The sequence below is a fragment of the Nocardia sp. NBC_01503 genome (genome assembly GCF_036327755.1).
Taxonomy (GTDB): Bacteria; Actinomycetota; Actinomycetes; order Mycobacteriales; family Mycobacteriaceae; genus Nocardia.
In genome coordinates, this window is record NZ_CP109596.1 from 7,995,766 (window position 1) to 8,012,933 (window position 17,168).

General features: G+C 66.8%; 21 protein-coding genes. 5 read left to right on the forward strand and 16 right to left on the reverse strand.

Annotated features, from left to right (window positions below; all coding sequences use genetic code 11):
- Window positions 1-121 precede the first annotated feature (121 nt).
- The 9 genes from OHB26_RS36960 to OHB26_RS37000 form a co-directional block, all read right to left on the reverse strand.
- Window positions 122-790 (reverse strand): amino acid ABC transporter permease, encoded by a 669-nt coding sequence (locus tag OHB26_RS36960; protein ID WP_330181874.1) that lies wholly within the window; start codon window positions 788-790, stop codon window positions 122-124.
- 37 nt (window positions 791-827) lie between these two features.
- Window positions 828-1,583 (reverse strand): transporter substrate-binding domain-containing protein, encoded by a 756-nt coding sequence (locus OHB26_RS36965; RefSeq protein WP_330181875.1) that lies wholly within the window; start codon window positions 1,581-1,583, stop codon window positions 828-830.
- Between the two features lie 197 nt (window positions 1,584-1,780).
- Window positions 1,781-2,281 carry a TM2 domain-containing protein gene (locus tag OHB26_RS36970; protein ID WP_330181876.1) on the reverse strand — a complete coding sequence of 167 codons (501 nt, stop codon included), beginning with the start codon at window positions 2,279-2,281 and terminating at the stop codon, window positions 1,781-1,783.
- Window positions 2,282-2,355: 74 nt separating this feature from the next.
- On the reverse strand, window positions 2,356-3,588 hold the full coding sequence (lgt, locus tag OHB26_RS36975; protein WP_330181877.1) for a prolipoprotein diacylglyceryl transferase: 1,233 nt from the start codon (window positions 3,586-3,588) through the stop codon (window positions 2,356-2,358).
- A gap of 227 nt (window positions 3,589-3,815) precedes the next feature.
- Window positions 3,816-4,616: a tryptophan synthase subunit alpha gene (gene trpA / locus OHB26_RS36980; RefSeq protein ID WP_330181878.1), complete on the reverse strand. Its 801-nt coding sequence runs from the start codon at window positions 4,614-4,616 to the stop codon at window positions 3,816-3,818.
- A gap of 70 nt (window positions 4,617-4,686) precedes the next feature.
- Window positions 4,687-5,970, reverse strand: coding sequence for a tryptophan synthase subunit beta (gene trpB, locus OHB26_RS36985; RefSeq protein WP_330181879.1), 1,284 nt, complete (start codon window positions 5,968-5,970; stop codon window positions 4,687-4,689).
- An 8-nt stretch (window positions 5,971-5,978) separates the two neighbouring features.
- Window positions 5,979-6,797, reverse strand: coding sequence for an indole-3-glycerol phosphate synthase TrpC (trpC, locus tag OHB26_RS36990; protein WP_330181880.1), 819 nt, complete (start codon window positions 6,795-6,797; stop codon window positions 5,979-5,981).
- Window positions 6,798-6,946: 149 nt separating this feature from the next.
- Window positions 6,947-7,861 (reverse strand): TIGR02234 family membrane protein, encoded by a 915-nt coding sequence (locus OHB26_RS36995; protein WP_330181881.1) that lies wholly within the window; start codon window positions 7,859-7,861, stop codon window positions 6,947-6,949.
- Window positions 7,854-9,401, reverse strand: coding sequence for an anthranilate synthase component I (locus OHB26_RS37000; RefSeq protein ID WP_330181882.1), 1,548 nt, complete (start codon window positions 9,399-9,401; stop codon window positions 7,854-7,856). The genes OHB26_RS36995 and OHB26_RS37000 overlap by 8 nt, the downstream gene beginning before the upstream one ends.
- Window positions 9,402-10,043: 642 nt before the next feature.
- On the opposite strand from OHB26_RS37000, the gene OHB26_RS37005 reads away from it, so the two are divergent.
- The 4 genes from OHB26_RS37005 to OHB26_RS37020 all read left to right on the forward strand — a co-directional run bounded on the left by OHB26_RS37005 (window position 10,044) and on the right by OHB26_RS37020 (window position 12,326).
- Window positions 10,044-10,355 (forward strand): hypothetical protein, encoded by a 312-nt coding sequence (locus OHB26_RS37005; protein WP_330181883.1) that lies wholly within the window; start codon window positions 10,044-10,046, stop codon window positions 10,353-10,355.
- A gap of 106 nt (window positions 10,356-10,461) precedes the next feature.
- Complete coding sequence (locus OHB26_RS37010; protein WP_330181884.1) at window positions 10,462-10,920, forward strand: peroxiredoxin; 459 nt, start codon at window positions 10,462-10,464, stop codon at window positions 10,918-10,920.
- A 109-nt stretch (window positions 10,921-11,029) separates the two neighbouring features.
- Window positions 11,030-11,638 (forward strand): permease, encoded by a 609-nt coding sequence (locus OHB26_RS37015; protein ID WP_330185898.1) that lies wholly within the window; start codon window positions 11,030-11,032, stop codon window positions 11,636-11,638.
- 190 nt (window positions 11,639-11,828) lie between these two features.
- The gene (locus OHB26_RS37020; protein ID WP_330181885.1) at window positions 11,829-12,326 is read left to right on the forward strand and encodes a MarR family winged helix-turn-helix transcriptional regulator; all 498 of its coding nucleotides are present in this window, start codon (window positions 11,829-11,831) and stop codon (window positions 12,324-12,326) included.
- 20 nt (window positions 12,327-12,346) lie between these two features.
- Here the strand turns inward: OHB26_RS37020 and hisI are convergent, their stop codons facing one another.
- The 6 genes from hisI to OHB26_RS37050 form a co-directional block, all read right to left on the reverse strand.
- Window positions 12,347-12,715: a phosphoribosyl-AMP cyclohydrolase gene (gene hisI, locus OHB26_RS37025; RefSeq protein ID WP_330181886.1), complete on the reverse strand. Its 369-nt coding sequence runs from the start codon at window positions 12,713-12,715 to the stop codon at window positions 12,347-12,349.
- Window positions 12,712-13,485: an imidazole glycerol phosphate synthase subunit HisF gene (gene hisF / locus OHB26_RS37030; RefSeq protein ID WP_330181887.1), complete on the reverse strand. Its 774-nt coding sequence runs from the start codon at window positions 13,483-13,485 to the stop codon at window positions 12,712-12,714. The genes hisI and hisF overlap by 4 nt, the downstream gene beginning before the upstream one ends.
- A 4-nt stretch (window positions 13,486-13,489) precedes the next feature.
- Complete coding sequence (locus OHB26_RS37035) at window positions 13,490-14,329, reverse strand: inositol monophosphatase family protein (RefSeq protein ID WP_330181888.1); 840 nt, start codon at window positions 14,327-14,329, stop codon at window positions 13,490-13,492.
- 6 nt (window positions 14,330-14,335) lie between these two features.
- Window positions 14,336-15,067 carry a bifunctional 1-(5-phosphoribosyl)-5-((5-phosphoribosylamino)methylideneamino)imidazole-4-carboxamide isomerase/phosphoribosylanthranilate isomerase PriA gene (gene priA, locus OHB26_RS37040; protein ID WP_330181889.1) on the reverse strand — a complete coding sequence of 244 codons (732 nt, stop codon included), beginning with the start codon at window positions 15,065-15,067 and terminating at the stop codon, window positions 14,336-14,338.
- Between the two features lie 115 nt (window positions 15,068-15,182).
- Complete coding sequence (locus tag OHB26_RS37045; protein WP_330181890.1) at window positions 15,183-15,716, reverse strand: hypothetical protein; 534 nt, start codon at window positions 15,714-15,716, stop codon at window positions 15,183-15,185.
- Window positions 15,717-15,804: 88 nt separating this feature from the next.
- Window positions 15,805-16,257 (reverse strand): MarR family winged helix-turn-helix transcriptional regulator, encoded by a 453-nt coding sequence (locus OHB26_RS37050; protein WP_330181891.1) that lies wholly within the window; start codon window positions 16,255-16,257, stop codon window positions 15,805-15,807.
- Window positions 16,258-16,356: 99 nt separating this feature from the next.
- Between OHB26_RS37050 and OHB26_RS37055 the strand changes: the two genes are divergently transcribed.
- On the forward strand, window positions 16,357-16,797 hold the full coding sequence (locus OHB26_RS37055) for a nuclear transport factor 2 family protein (protein WP_330181892.1): 441 nt from the start codon (window positions 16,357-16,359) through the stop codon (window positions 16,795-16,797).
- Between the two features lie 8 nt (window positions 16,798-16,805).
- Here the strand turns inward: OHB26_RS37055 and OHB26_RS37060 are convergent, their stop codons facing one another.
- Window positions 16,806-17,159: a hypothetical protein gene (locus OHB26_RS37060; RefSeq protein ID WP_330181893.1), complete on the reverse strand. Its 354-nt coding sequence runs from the start codon at window positions 17,157-17,159 to the stop codon at window positions 16,806-16,808.
- Window positions 17,160-17,168: the final 9 nt, after the last annotated feature.

A 17,168-nucleotide genomic window follows, 5' to 3' on the forward strand; every position in this document is an offset into this window, starting at 1 on the left:
TCCGCTGCGCTACGGCTGTTCGCGGCCCTCGTGACCTCGGGTCTTCCCTCCTCCGCTCCGCCGCTTCGCTCCCCCGCTCCGTCAGTCCAGACCCGAGGCGGGCCGCGAACTTACCGCTCGGTTAACGCGCGATGTGCCGTGCGAGGCGGGTCTCCAGACGCGTCTGACCGAAGCCGAGAATCAGGCAGATAACCCAGTAGTAGAGTGCCGCTACGCCATACAGCGCGAAGAAGTCGAAGGTCGGCGCGGCGGCCAGTTGGGCGGTCCGCAACAGTTCGGTGACGAGGATGGTCGAGGCCAGCGAAGTGTCCTTCACCAACGAGATGAGGGTGTTGCTCAGCGGTGGCACCGCAATGCGGGAGGCCTGCGGCAGGATGATCAAACGCAACGCCTGCGCATAGGTCATACCGACCGCATAGGACGCCTCCCACTGCCCGTGCGCGACCGAAAGAATAGCGGCGCGAATGACTTCGGCCGCATAGCCGCCGACATTGAGACTGAATGCGATCACCGCCGCCGGGAACGGGTCGATGACTATGTGGAACTGCGGTAGCGCGTAGAAGACGATGAACAGCTGCACCAGCAGCGGCGTCCCGCGAATGATCGAGATATAGAACCGGGCCGCCGCCGATACCGGCCACAGCTTCGACATGCGGGCCAGCGCCACGAACAGCGCCAGCACCACTCCGATCGCGAAGCTGATCGCGGTCAGCGGCAGCGTCTTCTCGACCGTGGCCACGAGCATGGGCCACAGATTCGCCCGGATCAGCTCCCAGGTGGCGTCATCCATCGTCTAGTCGCTCAGCAGTCCAATCGTCCTGTGCCGCTTACTTGCTGACGTCGGTGCCGAAGTACTTCTCGGAGATCTTGGCCAGGGTGCCGTCCGCGCGCAGCTGATCCAGGGCGGTATTGATCTGATCGGTCAGCGCCTGCGAATCCTTGCGCGCGGCGAACGCCTGCTTGCTGGTCTCACCGGTCTTGCCCGCGACATGCACGGTCGCGTCATTGGTCTTCTTGGCGTATTCGCCTACCGCGAGGGTGTCGTTGACGGTGGCGTCGACGCGACCGTTCTTGAGCAGCTGGATGGCCTGCACGAAACCCTCGACGCCCTCGACCTTGCAGCCCGCGCCCTCGGCGACCTTGTTCCAGTTGCTGGTGACCGACTGCGCGCAGGTCTTACCGCTCAGATCGGTGAGCGCGTGGATACCGGCGTTATCGGTCTTGGTGACGATGACGCCCTCGGAGGTGGTGTACGGCTGCGAGAGCGAATACTTCTGCGCGCGATCGGGATTCACGGTGACCTGGTTCGCGACCAGATCGAAGCGCTTGGACTCCAGGCCCGCGAAGATGGCGTCCCAGGGGGTCTGCACGAATTCGACCTTGCGGCCGAGTTTGTCGCCGACGGCCTTGATGACCTCGACGTCGTAGCCGGTGAGGCTGCCGCCGTCCTGGTAGCTGAAGGGAGAGTAGGTGCCCTCGGTGCCGACTTTCAGGACATTCGGGTCGTCATTGCTGCTGCACGCGGTGAGTGCCGCGGTGGCGGCGACTACGGCGAGTACGGCGGCGAACAGCTTACGGCGCACGGGGACTACCTCTCCTCGAGCGTGGTCGACCCACGCGACAAACAACCGACAAAGGGTACGCCCGAAACCAACCGGGTGGCACGTCAACCATCATGATGCGCGCAAACCTTGTGCGATTACGACGGTGATGATAGCGGCGGGCGGGCACCTCTCTGCCCAGTGGTGCCCGCCGGAGTCGGTGTGTCGCTACTCCGAGCTCAGTCCTTGAGTGGACGGCCCTGCGGGTCCGGGACCTTGCCGGTGAGGATGAGAATGCCGTCGATCAGCGACCAGATGCCGAAGCCGCCGCAGGTGATCAGTTGCAGCACACCGATGGTGGTGTAACCGAGGTAGAAGCGGCCGATACCCAATCCGCCGATCAGAATCTGCAGCAGGCCCGCGGTCAGCTTGGACTTGTCCGAATAGGGCACGCCGTACGGATCGCGACCGAAGGGGGCCTCGGCATCCGCGCCGTAGGGCATCGGCTGGCCATAGGGACCGGGCTGACCGTACGCGGGCTGCGCACCGTAGGGCTGCTGACCGTATCCGGGCTGGGGCTGTCCGTAACCCGGCTGGGGCTCACCGTAACCGGGCTGCGGCTGACCGTATCCGGGCTGCTGGCCATAGCCAGGCTGCGGCTGACCGTACTGCGGCCCGGTGCCGGGCGCGCCGTACTGCGGGCCACCCTGCTCGGGCTGCTTGTTGAATGGATCGGTCACTCGCGTCCTCCTGAATCGCGGGCCGCACGGCCCCCTGTGTGCTGAACCCGCCGGGCGAATTCGATACGCGGCGGTCAGGAGCCATTCTTGCCCGAGTCGACCGTTTTCGTCTCCTCGAGCGGGACCACCGGATCGGAATCACCGGATTCGGAAGAGTTATCGCGGACCTCGGCGGATTCGTTGCCTTCCGAAGGGGATTCGGAGTCGGAGTCATCCCCGGATGTCTCGGATGTCCCGGTCTCGGACTCCGCATCGGAGGCGGATTCGGATTCAGACGATTCGGACTTGTCGAGATCGACTGCCGTATCACCGGACTCGGCGTCGGATTCGGCTTCGTCGGCCGCGACGACCTCGGTCCCGGCACTCGCCGCACCGTAGGCCCGCAACGCGCCGAACTGCCATGGCCACGGCCGCTCCACCCCCGCGCGCACCTGCTCGGCGGTCTCGCGCCCCTTCGTCGCGAAGATGAAATACGCGATGGCGCACAGGAATACGATCGCCGAGGTGAACGAGTTGATGCGAATACCCGCGATATGCGTGGCGTGATCATCGCGCAGCAACTCCACGAAGAACCGCCCGAAGCAGTAGATCGCCACGTACAGCGCGAACAAGCGCCCGTGCCCGATCCGGTACTTGCGATCGGCCCAGAGCAGCACCGCCACACCCAGCAGATTCCAGATCAGCTCGTACAGGAAGGTCGGCTGCACGATCGCCACCGGCGGACCGGCGGCCGAACCGTTCATCGGCGACGGCCCACCATTGGCGTCGAAGCGGTCGTAGATCTCCAGACCCCACGGCATGGTGGTGGCGCGGCCGAACAGCTCCTGATTGAAGTAGTTGCCGAGTCGGCCGATGCCCTGCGCCAGCAGAATGCCGGGCGCGATGGCGTCACCGAAGGCGGTCAGCGGAATCTTGTAGACCCGGCAGCCGATCCACGCGCCGATCGCGCCGAGCAGTACCGCGCCCCAGATGCCGAGGCCGCCCTGCCAGATCTTCCACCAGTCGCCCGATTTACCGCCGGGCCCGAAGTAGGTCGACCAGTCGGTGGCCACGTGATAGAGCCGCCCGCCGATCAAACCCAGCGGCACCGCGAACATGGCCACATCCAGCACCATGCCCTGCTGTCCGCCGCGCTGCTGCCACCGCTTCTCCCCCAGCCAGATGGCCGCGACAATGCCGATGATGATGCAGATGGCATAGGCGCGCAGCGGGAAGGGGCCGATATCCCAGACGCCGCGAGGCGGACTGGGAATGTAGGCCAGCACGTCGGAGGCCGGAAGATTGTCGGCCAGGGCTCGAATGGTCACGAGTCCCCACCGTAGCGGAATTCGCTGCGTGGGCATGTGCCCCGGGTGGCGCGCCGCCGACACCCGCGCGAACAACACCCGGCGGATTCATCGCGGTGCGCGCCCAGCAGTGCCTGGCGGTAACAACCCGGGCGCGCGTCACAGCCGGGCTCAGCACACCACCGCCGACCTCAATAGCATTGGGCGCGTATCGAATTCGATACGCGCCCAATGCTATTGATTGATCCTCAGGAGGCGACAGGCGCCGAACGCACGCCGAACGCGAGCTCCTCGGTCAGCGTCCGCACCGCGCCCAGGCCCTGCGCCGCGGCGCTCACCAGAGCCGAGCCGACGATGACACCGTCCGCGTAGGAAGCGATCTCGGCGGCCTGCGCGCCATTGCGCACACCCAGGCCCACGCCGATCGGAATGTCCGAATGCGCGCGCACCCGGGCGCACAGCGCCGGAGCCATATCCGACACCGCGTCGCGCGCACCGGTCACACCCATGGTGGAGGCCGCGTAGACGAATCCGCGCGAGGCTTCCAGGGTCTTCACCAATCGCTCCTCGGTCGAGGATGGCGCGACCAGGAAGATGCGATCCAGGTTGTAGGTGGACGAGGCCACGAACCAGTCGTCGGCTTCCTCCGGAATCAGATTCGGCGTGATCAGCCCGAGGCCGCCCGCCGCCGCCAGATCGCGGGAGAAGGTGTCGACGCCGTACTGCAGCACCGGATTCCAGTAGGTCATCACCACGGCCTTACCGCCCGCCCGGGTGATGGCCTCCACGACCTTGAAGACATCGCGCACCCGGATGCCACCGCGCAGCGCCTGCTCGGCGGCGGCCTGGATGGTCGGGCCGTCCATCACCGGATCGGAGTAGGCGACACCGACTTCGATGATGTCGCAACCGGATTCGACCATGGTGCGACAGACGTCGATGCTGCCCTGCAGATCCGGATATCCGGCGGGCAGGTAGCCGATCAACGCGGCGCGGTTCTCCTCGCGGCAGGCCGCGAAGGTATTGGCGAGACGGGACTGCTGGCTCATTCGGCCTCCTGCGGTGTCATGCGGGACACCCGCACCCGGTCGGCGAAGCGAGCCGCTTCGCGATTGTCGCTCACTCCGCCTCCTGAGCCTTGTCGAAGAGCCCGAACCAGCGGGCGGCGGTGTCCATATCCTTGTCGCCACGACCGGACAGGTTCACCAGGATGATCGCGCCCTCGCCCAATTCCTTACCGAGCTTCAGCGCACCCGCCACGGCGTGCGCGGATTCGATGGCCGGAATGATGCCCTCGGTGCGGCTCAGCAGCAGCAGCGCGTCCATGGCCTCGGCATCGGTGATCGGCCGGTATTCGGCGCGGCCGATATCCTTGAGGTGGGCGTGCTCCGGGCCGACGCCCGGGTAGTCCAAACCCGCTGAGATCGAATGCGATTCGATGGTCTGGCCGTCTTCGTCCTGCAGCAGGTACGAGTACGCGCCCTGGAAGGCGCCGGGCCGTCCACCGGCGAAAGTGGCCGCGTGACGGCCGGTTTCGACACCGTCACCCGCCGCCTCGTAGCCGATCAGCCGCACGCCCGCATCATCGATGAAGGGGTGGAAGATGCCGATGGCATTGGAACCGCCACCGACACAGGCGACTACGGCATCGGGCAGCCGACCGGTCAGCGCCTGGATCTGCTGGCGCGCCTCCAAACCCACGACCCGCTGGAAATCGCGGACCATGAGCGGGAACGGATGCGGGCCCGCGGCGGTGCCGAAGCAGTAGTAGGTCTCGTCGGCATTGGTGACCCAGTCCCGCAGCGCCTCGTTGATGGCGTCCTTGAGCGTCTGCGAACCCGTTGTCACACTGACGACTTCGGCGCCGAGCAGCCGCATGCGGGCCACGTTCAGCGCCTGTCGTGCGGTATCGACCGCGCCCATGTAGATGACGCACTCGAGGCCCAGCAGTGCGCACGCGGTGGCGGTGGCGACGCCGTGCTGGCCCGCGCCCGTCTCCGCGATGACGCGGGTCTTGCCCATGCGCTTGGCGAGCAATGCCTGTCCGAGCACATTGTTGATTTTGTGAGAACCGGTGTGGTTCAGGTCTTCTCGCTTGAGCACGATACGAGCGCCGCCCGCATGCTTGGCGAGGTTCTTGCACTCGAACACCGGCGAGGGACGCCCGGTGTAATCGCGCTGCAACCGGTCCAGCTCGTTCAGGAAGTTGGGGTCGACGCGCACCTTGTCGTACTCGGCGGTGACCTCTTCGATCACGGCCATGAGCGCCTCGGGCACATGCCGGCCGCCGTACACACCGAAGTGTCCACCCAGGTCCGGCTCATGCTCGCTCTTGTGCGCGACGCCCGCGCTGGCCGGTGGCAGGCCGAGCGTGTTCTTACCCAAATCGTTGATCTGTGTCATCGGCTCTTTCACCGGCCCCGGCGAACCGGCTTCGGGCAGGAAGGATGGGTTCCGGCGGTCACCAGCTCGGCCACCGCGGCACGCGGATCGCCGCTGGTCACCAAGCCCTCGCCGACGAGCACGGCATCCGCGCCCGCACCGGCGTAGGCCAGCAGATCCGCGGTGCCGCGGATACCGGATTCGGCGATGCGAATGACATCGCTGGGCAGACCGGGGGCGATGCGCGCGAACACATCCCGATCCACCTCGAGGGTCTTGAGGTTGCGGGCGTTCACACCGATCACGGTGGCGCCGGCCTCGAGGGCGCGGTCGGCCTCTTCCTCGGTGTGCACCTCGACGAGCGCGGTCATACCGAGCGATTCGGTGCGATCGATGAGCGAGGCCAGCACATCCTGCGGCAGCGCCGCCACGATCAGCAGAATCACATCCGCGCCGTGGGCGCGGGCCTCGTGGATCTGGTACGGGCCGACGATGAAGTCCTTGCGCAGGATGGGGATGTCCACCGCCATGCGCACCGCGTCGAGATCGGCGAGCGAGCCGCCGAAGCGGCGCTGCTCGGTGAGCACGCTGATGATGCGCGCGCCACCGTCCTCGTACGCGCGGGCCAGTACGGCCGGGTCCGGAATGTCGGCCAGGGCGCCCTTGGAAGGAGAAGACCGCTTCACCTCGGCGATAACGCCGATACCCTCTTCGTGCAGCGCCGCCTTGGCGTCACGTGGAGATTTCGCCGCGGCGGCGGCCTTCTTGACAGCCTGGAAATCCAGGAGGGCTTCCCGAGCGGCCACATCCGCGCGGACCCCGTCGAGAATCGAGTCGAGTACCGTCATCTGGCTCGAATCCTTTCTGGGGAGACGGACTTGCTGCCTGAGAATCCCCCCAGGCGCTGTCTCACCGATGCTGATAAAGAGTAAATGGCTATGTTCCCGTCAATGTCGGCGGGGCCGGAACCTGGAGCGGCACTGCTCCTGATCGCTGATCAGGCGGGCTTGTGGCCCGCGCTGCCGCTACCTGGATCATCGTGTGCGGCAGGGGTATTGGTTTCATCGTCGGTCGGGTCCGCGCCCGCGTCGAGGGCATCCCAGAGGACGCGACCCGACAGCGGCTCGGCAGCGGTCCGCTGTGACCCGGATTCCGCGGCGCGCTTGACCGCGTGATGTTCGGCAACCTGTTCGGCCGCCTCCGACTTGCGGAAGACCGGATTGTCGTACTTTCCGGACATGGGTGCGGAGCTCTCCGATGGCATACGCGTGAGCAGCACACCGGCTCCGAACGCCGCCAGCGCACCGATGATGGTCAGTACGGCGGGCAGTGTCGAGGTCTGCACCCCCGATACATGTTCCCAGTCGCGCAATTCGGCCAGCCGACCGGCCCGCTCCTCGGTTTTCCCGGCACCCTGGAGCAGTGCGTACGCCGGGACCGCCGCGACTGCCGCCAGGACCGCGACAACGACCCCGAGTCCGCGCCGCCACCAGCCGCGCGCGGCGAAGACCGCGGCGATGGTCGCGACCAGGACCAGGGCCAGCGGGGTCAGCGCGCCGAACCAGGTGCTGCCATTGAGGTGCGCGGTCCGACCGGTGCCGAGCTCACTGGTGACGTCCAGGCTCACCCAGGTCATGCGCGAGGAGACCCACAGCAGGGCCGCGGCGAGCGCCAGCAGGGCGACCGCGCCGACCGGTTTGGGCTTCTTGGCGGCGCCGTCGGCCTCGGCCCGGGCGGCATCGGCCTCGGCGGCAAGGACATCCGCGTCCGCACCGGATGCCTCGGCTCGCGCGGCGGCCGCATCCCGTTGCGCCGCAGCGATATCGGCGGCCACCGAATCGCTCGAACGGGTCTGTTCGGTCGGGTCCGGCTGTGCCGCGGGGGTTCTCGGGTCGGGCTCCGAATCAGTCATTGCTGCTGCCATTCGGTCGATACGCGCGCAGGGTCTCCGCAGCGGCTACGGCCTTGAGAACGGCCATGGCCTTGTTGCGGGATTCGACATCCTCGTAATCGGGATCGGAGTCCGCGACCACGCCCGCGCCCGCCTGCACGTAGGCGGTGCCGTTCTTGAGCAGGGCGGTGCGAATACAGATGGCGGTATCGGCGTCACCGGCGAAGTCGAGGTAGCCGACCACACCGCCGTAGATACCGCGGCGGGTGGGTTCGAGCTCCTCGATGAGCTCCATGGCGCGCACCTTCGGCGCGCCGGACAGGGTGCCCGCGGGGAAGCACGCCCGCACCGCGTCGAAGGCGATCCTGCCCGCGGCGAGGCGGCCCGAAACCGTCGAAACCAGATGCATCACATGGCTGTAGCGCTCGATATGCCGGTATTCGGTGACGCGCACGGTGCCGGGTTCGCAGACGCGGCCGAGATCATTGCGGCCGAGGTCGACGAGCATGAGGTGCTCGGCGTTCTCCTTCTCGTCCGCGAGCAGGCCCTTCTCGAGGAGCAGATCGTCCTCCTCGGTGGCGCCGCGCCAGCGGGTGCCCGCGATGGGGTGCGTGGTGGCCACGCCGTCCTTCACCGTCACCAGCGCTTCCGGACTGGAGCCGACGATCGTGAACGCCGTTCCGCCCGATCCGTCCGGAATGTGCATGAGGTACATGTACGGGCTCGGATTCGACGCGCGCAGCATGCGGTACAGATCGATCGGCGTACCGCCGTACTCGATCTCGAAGCGCTGCGACAGCACCACCTGGAACGCCTCACCCGCCTCGATCTCCTTGACCAGGCGGCGCACACCGGCCCCGAACTCGTCGGAGGTGCGCTGGCGGCGGAAGTCCGGTTCCGAGCGATCGAAGACCGACACGGTGGATTCGGCGGGCGCGGCCAGGGCATCGGTCATGCGATCCAGGCGGGCCACGGCATCGTCGTACGCCTCGTCGACGCGCTCATCGGTGCCGTTCCAGTTCACGGCATTGGCGATGAGCGTGATCGCGCCCTCGTGATGGTCGAAGGCCGCGAGATCGGTGGCGAGCAGCAGCACCATCTCCGGAAGTTCCAGATCGTCGGCGGCCAGGGTGGGCAGCCGCTCCATCCGGCGGACCGCGTCATAGCCGAGGTAGCCGACCATGCCACCGGTCAAAGGCGGCAGACCGGGCAGTCGTTCGGTGCGCAGCAACTCCAGGGTTTCACGCAGCGCGACCAGGGGGTCACCACCGGACGGCGCATCCGCCGGACTCTGCCCGAGCCAGGCCGCCTCACCATCGACCACGCTCAACGCGGTCGGACTTCCGGCGCCGATGAACGACCATCGCGACCAGGAACGCCCGTTCTCGGCGGACTCGAGCAGGAAGGTTCCCGCCCGATCGCCCGCCAGTTTGCGGTAGGCAGAGAGAGGAGTCTCCGAGTCCGCCAACACCTTTCGAGTCACCGGAACGACCCGATGATCGGCCGCGAGCAACCGGAACTGTTCACGGGAGGTGGTCGAGGAACTAGACGCGCTGGACATTCCCCCATCATTCCAGGCCCACATTCCAGGTTCGCGGCCCGGCTCGGTTCTGGAGCGACGGAGGGAGGAGCGCAGCGACTGACCGCAGGAGTGAAGAACCGAGCCCTCTGGGCCGTGAACCGCGACGCCGAAGGCGGCGCAAACAAGCACAGTTCGCGGCCCGGCTCGGTTCTGGAGCGACGCAGGGAGGAGCGCAGCGACTGACCGCAGGAGTGAAGAACCGAGCCCTCTGGGCCGTGAACCGCGACGCCGAAGGCGGCGCAAACAAGCACAGTTCGCGGCCCGGCTCGGTTCTGGAGCGACGCAGGGAGGAGCGCAGCGACTGACCGCAGGAGTGAAGAAACGAGCCCTCTGGGCCGTGAACCGCGACGCCGAAGGCGGCGCAAACAAGCACAGTTCGCGGCCCGGCTCGGTTCTGGAGCGACGCAGGGAGGGAGCGCAGCGACTGACCGCAGGAGTGAAGACCGAGCCTCAAAGGGCCGCGAACCCGCCCGTAGCGAAGCGGAGGGCAAATTAGACAGAGCCGAAGGCCCTGCGGCGGCGAATACTCGATGCGCTCATTCACCACACTCGCCGCAATCTGCTCCTCCAGCAGATGGAGAGGTCGCACGCGGTATCCCGATCGAGAGGAGTTCAACACAGATGTACCCCTCGCAACCGGTAGCTCCGGAGGGTCCACGGCACGCAGCTCCGCAGGTCGGTCAGGGCTCCATGCCCGGCCAGCCGCCGCGGATGATGAATATGAACCAGCAGCAGGGCGGCAAGTACAGCGCCATCGCCTCGTTCGTCACCTATGTGAAGGCGATGGAGGCGCTCGATCCGCGGCGTTTCCCGGACGAGTACGCCGAGCACACCGATCGCATTCGGGAGCTCAAGCCGTTCCTGCGCGCACACGGCATCCTCGATGTCATGGATATCAAGAATCCTGAGGTCGCAGCGCTCATCGGTGTGTGATTCCAGGGTGTACCCGGCGTTTTCGGACAGCCCGTGGCGGGACCGTACAGACAGGTCCGTCCACGGGCTGATTCGTGCGCGAAGGTAATCACGTAATCTGCTGCGTATGAAGCCAGGTCAGCTCGCCCCGCGGTTCGAGCTTCCGGATCAGTCCGGCACCGTGCGTTCCCTCGATTCGCTGCTCGCGGACGGGCCCGTGGTGTTGTTCTTCTACCCCGCCGCCAACACTCCGGTGTGCACTGCCGAGGCGTGTCACTTCCGGGATCTGGCAGGCGAATTCAAGGCGCTGGGCGCATCGTGCGTCGGCATCAGCGCCGATGATGTCGATGTGCAGTCCGGGTTCGCGGCCAAGCAGGGCCTGGGCTATCCGCTGCTGTCGGACAAGGGCGCGAAGGTGGCGGCCGAGTTCGAGGTGAAGCGCGGACTGCTCGGCGGGATCATGCCGGTGAAGCGGACGACCTTCATCATCGATCCGGATCGCACCATCGCCAAGGTGATCACCAGCGAGCTGCGCGCCAATGTGCACGCGGACGAGGCGCTGGAGTTCCTGCGCGCCCGCGGCTGATTTCACCTCTGGCACATGTGCGGCAGCCATGCCGTAATCGTCCGTCGCGTCCGTTCGGTCCGGAGTGGCGCTCCCTGACGCGTCGCACCGGGCGGCATACGCTGAGGCTATGACTACGCCCAGCCCGACGCCGACCGAGGAACTGCCGGAGCGCAAGCGATCGTCGTTCGTCACCTGGCGCAACCGCATCATCGCGCTGGTGATCGCGGCGGTGGTGCTGTGGTTGTCGTATCTGATTCTGGCGGCGTTCATTCCACGCTGGTGGGCGCAGCGGATCGCCGAGAACGTGCACGGGAGTTTCTCGAAAGGCATCTGGTCCGGACTGGTGATGGGTGCGGTTTGTACCGCATTGCCGCTTTTCCTCCTGTTGCTCGCGGGAATGACCTGGCGAAAACGGGGCGGTCCGTTTATAGCGGGCGCGGCCGCGGTTCTCGCGCTCATAACCGCCATCCCGAATTTGATGACGCTGACGGTCGTACTGGGCAACTCCAATGCCGCACACGCCGGAGAACGCATTCTCGACGTGGACGCGCCGGCATTTCGCGGCGCCTCGCTGGCGGGCGCGATCGTGGCCGCGGTGCTGTTCCTACTGGTGGCATTTCTGTTGGTGCGCAGGCGAATCCGCAAAAATCGCGCCGCGAAGCAGCGGGCCGACCAGGAAAAGCAACGCGTTTCGGTGGAAACCCCGCCAAATCCTCCAGAACCCGGCGCGTACTGATTTCGGCATGCGACACGCGTGATCGATGTCACGTCATTCATGAACACCGTGACTGACGAGCGAAATCGTGGCAAACTTTCCTTTGCGGGTGACTCGCTGTTGATGCTCCACCGACTGCCGGACTGACCAGCGCAACATGTCACTTGGCTGCTACGAGAGGGCTGGCACGGTGACAAAGTGGTTGAACCCCATGGAACAGCGAGCTTGGCGTACCGTCATAGCGCTGACGACCCGACTCCCAGCCGCACTGGATACCCAGCTTCAACGCGAGTCCGGGATTACCCATTTCGAATACTTCGTGATGACTCTGCTCTCCGAAGAACCGGGCCACCGATTGCAACTGAGTGAGCTTGCGCAAAAGGCAAACGCATCGCTATCGCGACTCTCACACGTCATTTCCAAGCTCGAGCGATTGGGTTGGGCCGAGCGCGTGTCGATCTCCGGCCGTCGCGGCGCCCAGGCCGTCCTCACCGACGCGGGCTTCCAGAAGGTCACCGACGCCGCCCCCGGCTATCTGGAGACCGTCCGCGGCCTCGTCTTCGACGGCCTCGACAAGGACCAGACCAGCGAACTCCTCGAACTCGGCGAAGCCATGCTCCAGCAGCTCGACAAGGGTATGGCCCGGGGCATGGGCCGCTCCGGCCGCCCCAACAGCCACGTGGATTTCGACCGCCGCGAAAACCGCTAGCGCCCAGCGATCTTCCCGCTTCAGCCCTCGTCGGAGAGCAGTTTGTCGCCCCGCGCGAGCAGCACGTCGGTATCGAAGCAGGTGTGCGTCCCGGTATGGCACGCCGCGCCCTCCTGATCCACGATCAGCAGCACGGTATCGCCATCACAATCGAGCCGAACCTCGTGCACGTACTGGGTGTGCCCGGACGTCTCGCCCTTCACCCAGTACTGCTGCCGAGACCGCGAATAGTACGTCCCCTTACGGGTTTCCAGCGTCCGCGCCAGCGCCTCGTCATCCATCCAGGCCATCATCAGCACATCCCCGGTGCTGCGCTCCTGCGCCACGGCGGCGAACAGTCCGTCGTCATTGCGCTTGAGCCGGGCGGCGATTGCGGGATCGAGACTCACCGGACCACGATACCTTCGTCGCGCATGGCGGTTTTGACCTGGCCGATGGTGAGGTCGCCGAAGTGGAACACGCTGGCGGCCAGCACCGCGTCCGCGCCGGCCTGGACCGCCGGGGCGAAGTCGGCGGCCTTGCCCGCACCGCCGGAGGCGATGACGGGGACCGAGACGGCGGCTCGGACGGCGCGGATCATGGTGAGGTCGAAGCCAGCTTTGGTGCCGTCGGCGTCCATGGAGTTGAGCAGGATTTCGCCGACGCCGAGTTCGGCGCCGCGGACGGCCCATTCGACGGCGTCGATGCCGGTGCCGCGTTTGCCGCCGTGGGTGGTGACCTCCCAGCCCGACGGGGTGGGGGCCTGACCCTCGGGGACGGTGCGGGCGTCCACGGACAGGACGATGCACTGGGAGCCGAAGCGCTCCGACATCTCGCGCAGCACTTCGGGGTTGGCGATGGCGGCGGTGTTGACCGAGACCTTGTCCGCGCCCGCGCGCAGCAGCCGGTCCACATCGGCCACCGTGCGCACGCCGCCGCCGACGGTGAGCGGGATGAAGATCTGTTCGGCGGTACGGGTGACCACGTCGATCATGGTGCCGCGATCGCCGGTGGAGGCGGTGACGTCGAGGAAGGTGAGTTCGTCGGCGCCCTGGGCGTCATAGGTGGCGGCGAGTTCGACGGGATCGCCCGCGTCACGCAGGTTTTCGAAGTTGACGCCCTTGACCACGCGGCCGGCGTCCACATCCAGGCACGGGATTACCCGCACTGCCAACGTCATTGCTCTACCTCTCCTCGGACCCGGCGTCCGGCCCGCGGCCCGCCGTATCGGCCCTGACGGTCTCGCCGATCATGTCCAGTAGTTCCTCGTGCACGCCGGGCGCGGCGGCCAGCACCGATTTCGATTCGATGGTCCAGTCGCGGCCGAGCAGATCGGTGACCACACCGCCCGCGGCGCGCACCAGGGCCACGCCCGCGGCATTGTCCCAGGGGTGGTGACCGAAGACGACCGCTCCACCCAACACCCCGGATGCGGTGTATGCCAAGTCGATTCCGGTGGAGCCGTGCATGCGCACGCGACCGGAGAGGCGACTCAGCGCGCCCAGCAGGTTGAAGCGGAAGATGCCCGGAATCCGGCCCGCCCCATCGATATTGAAGGCGCCGAAGCCGATCATGGCGTCGGAGAGCTTGCCGCGCTCCAGTTTCGGCAGCGGCTGGCCGTTCAACAGCACCGGCCCGTCCACGGTCGCGGCATAGCGCTGATTGAGCCCGGGCAGCCAGGTCAAGCCGATGACGGGTTCACCGTCGCGCACCAGCGCCAGCAGCATGCCCGAAAGCGGGTGTCCCGCAGAGTAATTGAAGGTGCCGTCGATGGGGTCGAGCACCCACGCGGTCCCCGTGGCGAGCTGCGGGCCGCCGAATTCCTCACCGTGCACCTCGAATCCGGTGCGCTCGGTCAGCTGCTGTGAGAGGGTGCGCTCCAGCTCGAGATCGAGTTCGGTCGCGAAGTCGCCGCGACCCTTGTCGACCGCGCTGGGCGCGCCGACGCCTTCCACGAAACGCGGTGCGGCAGCGTCGAGTACGTCACGGGCGATGGTGAGCAGCTCGGCGAGTTCGGCGGCCATCAGATATCAGCGCACCGCTGCGAGAGCTTCGGGCAGGGTGAAACGGCCCGCGTACAGGGCCTTGCCGATGATCGAACCCTCCACACCGTCCTCGGTGAGGGTGGCGATGGCGCGCAGATCGTCGAGGGTGGAGATTCCGCCCGAGGCGACGACCGGCGAGTCGGTGGCATTGGCGACATCGCGCAGCAGAATCAGGTTCGGCCCGGTCAGTGTGCCGTCCTTGCTGACATCGGTGACCACGTATCGCGAGCAGCCGTCCCGCTCGAGCCGTTCGAGCACCTCCCACAGATCACCGCCGTCGGTGACCCAGCCGCGCCCGCGCAGCCGGTACTCGCCGTCGATCATCTTGACGTCCATACCGACCGCGATCTTGTCGCCGTACTCGCCGATGGCGCGCCGGCACCACTCCGGATTCTCCAGCGCCGCGGTACCCAGATTCACCCGCGCGCACCCGGTGGCCAACGCCGCCTTCAGCGATTCGTCATCGCGAATACCGCCGGAGAGCTCCACCTTCACATCGAGCTCACCGATGACGTCGGCCAGCAGCTCGCGATTGGATCCCTTGCCGAACGCGGCATCGAGATCCACCAGGTGCACCCACTCGGCGCCGTCGTTCTGCCAAGCCAGGGCGGCGTCCCGAGGCGAGCCGTAACTGGTCTCACTCCCCGCCTCCCCCTGAACCAGGCGCACGGCCTCCCCATTGGCGACATCGACGGCAGGTAGCAGCACAAGACTCACGGGAGCATCCTAGTGGTTACCGACCGGTCCCCCGCCGTCGGCCCGCGGTTGCCCGATCGGCCGGATGTCATTCCGGACGGAGCCGACCGCCGGTGCGGAATTGCGTCGAAGGACCTTATGCGAGCTGTGACCGCGGGGCTGGGCGCCCGGCATCGGCCAGGACGCGGGCTCGGTACCAGATGAGGGCGGCCGCGGTGGCGAGGATTGCGGCGGCCAGACCGGCCGCAATGCGGAAGCCCTGACCGATGAGGAATTCCGTTGCGGCTCGGTCTATCTCGGCGCGGGTGTGCTGGTCTCGGTCATCGAAGAGGATGGTGGCGCGGGGCCACTGGTAGAGGATCGAGAGCAGGAATTGGCCGGTGATCATGAAGGCCAGGGAGGAGGCGGTCCACGCGCGGGCGGTGCGGTGGCGCACGGCGATGTACGCGGCGGGGAGGGCGCAGAGGGTCAGCAGACCGCCGAGCGGGCGCATGATGTCGCCCACCGCGACGGTGCCCATGAACTGCTGGGTCAGGGCCAGGGAGTCGGGGATGTCGTGGAAGATGTTGGGATACAGGAGCATTGTTTCCGCCGCGGTGGTCGCGAAGGCGAAACAGGCGACGGTCGCGTAGGTGCTCGAGATCCAGAGTGGTGCGGTGGCGGGTTTCATGGCGACCTCCTCGAATTCGACGGTAGGTCGCGGGCCACGACGGCCGGATCCGGAATCAACCCGCATTCCACCCCGAATCCACCCTGATTCAGTTGCGAGCGTGGAGTTCCAGGATGCGAGTGAGGGTCAGGACCAGGTTGGCGCGTTCGGCGGAGGTGAAGCCGGGCAGGAGTTCGGTTTGGGCGGCTTCGAGGCGGGTGTCGAGATCTTGGAGGTGGGTGCGGCCCGCCGGGGTGAGGGCGAGGGTATTGCGGCGGCGGTCGGACGGGTCGGGGGTGCGGGTCAGGAAACCGCGGTCGGCGAGGTCGTTGACGGCGGCGACCACATCGCTGCGGTCGATGCCGGTGCGACGGCCGACCTCGGCCTGACTGAGCTCCCCGTGTTCGTCGAGAGTGGCCAGTAGTGCGTAGTGGTAGCGGCGCGAGCCGGTCGGCTCCAGGGCGCGTTCGGTGGCGCGATTGGCGAGGATGGCGACCTGGCCGACCAGGCGGGTCGGCAGGGCGCGCAGCCTGCCGGAGGCGCCGGTGTGCGCATTGTCCATACCGAGCAATCTACAACTCTTGTTGGTGGCACCAACAGTCTGTACCGTTGGTGCCACCAACGTTGGCGTGACCCATCACTTCTCCGAAAGCCGTTCACCATGAATACGATCCTGCTTGACCGCGCCGAAATCACCACTCTCGTAGACAGACTCGGCCGAGCCCTGGATGAAGGTCGCTTCGACGAACTGGCTGAGATCTACACCGCCGATGCCACGGTCGAAACACCCGGCGGTATCGCACGCGGCCTCTCCGCCATGACCAACCAGGCGACCCGCACCCACTCCCCCGACCGGCGCATTCAACACCTGATCAGCAGCGTCATCATCGACCTGGACGGCGATACGGCGACCGTCCGCGCCAACCTCGTCGCCATCTTCGCGGCCGCCCCCACCGCGAAAACCCCACTCTCCCCGCCGTTCTACACCCTCGGCGAGGTCTACCGCTTCGACGCCGTCCGCACCTCCACCGGCTGGCTGTTCAACCGGATGCGGACGGTCCCGGTCTGGGAGACCGGCACCCGTCCCACCCTGGCGGCCTGAACTGAGGGTTACTCGGCGTCCGCCCGCCAAGCGGATGTCGTGGCGTGCCGCGACAGGCCGATCAGTTCGGCCTCGTACCGGCCGATACGACCGTCGGTGACACCCATGCGCAGCAGCGCCATGGAGATCGGGCCGTGGTAGGCGAATCCGGACTGGGAGAAGATGATTCGCCTGTTCAGCCAGAGCTCGGCGGACTGCTCTCCGGGGCTGCCGCCATGAGTTTCATTGCGGGCGAGCAGGATCGGAGCTCCCGTCGACCAGCGGGGACAGCGGTCGGTCAGGCCGCCGCATGCCTGGCTCAATCCGGTGCCGAGCTCGCGGGTCAGGGGCAGTAGGCCGAGTCCTCGACGCAGCGCCGTCACAGGTACATC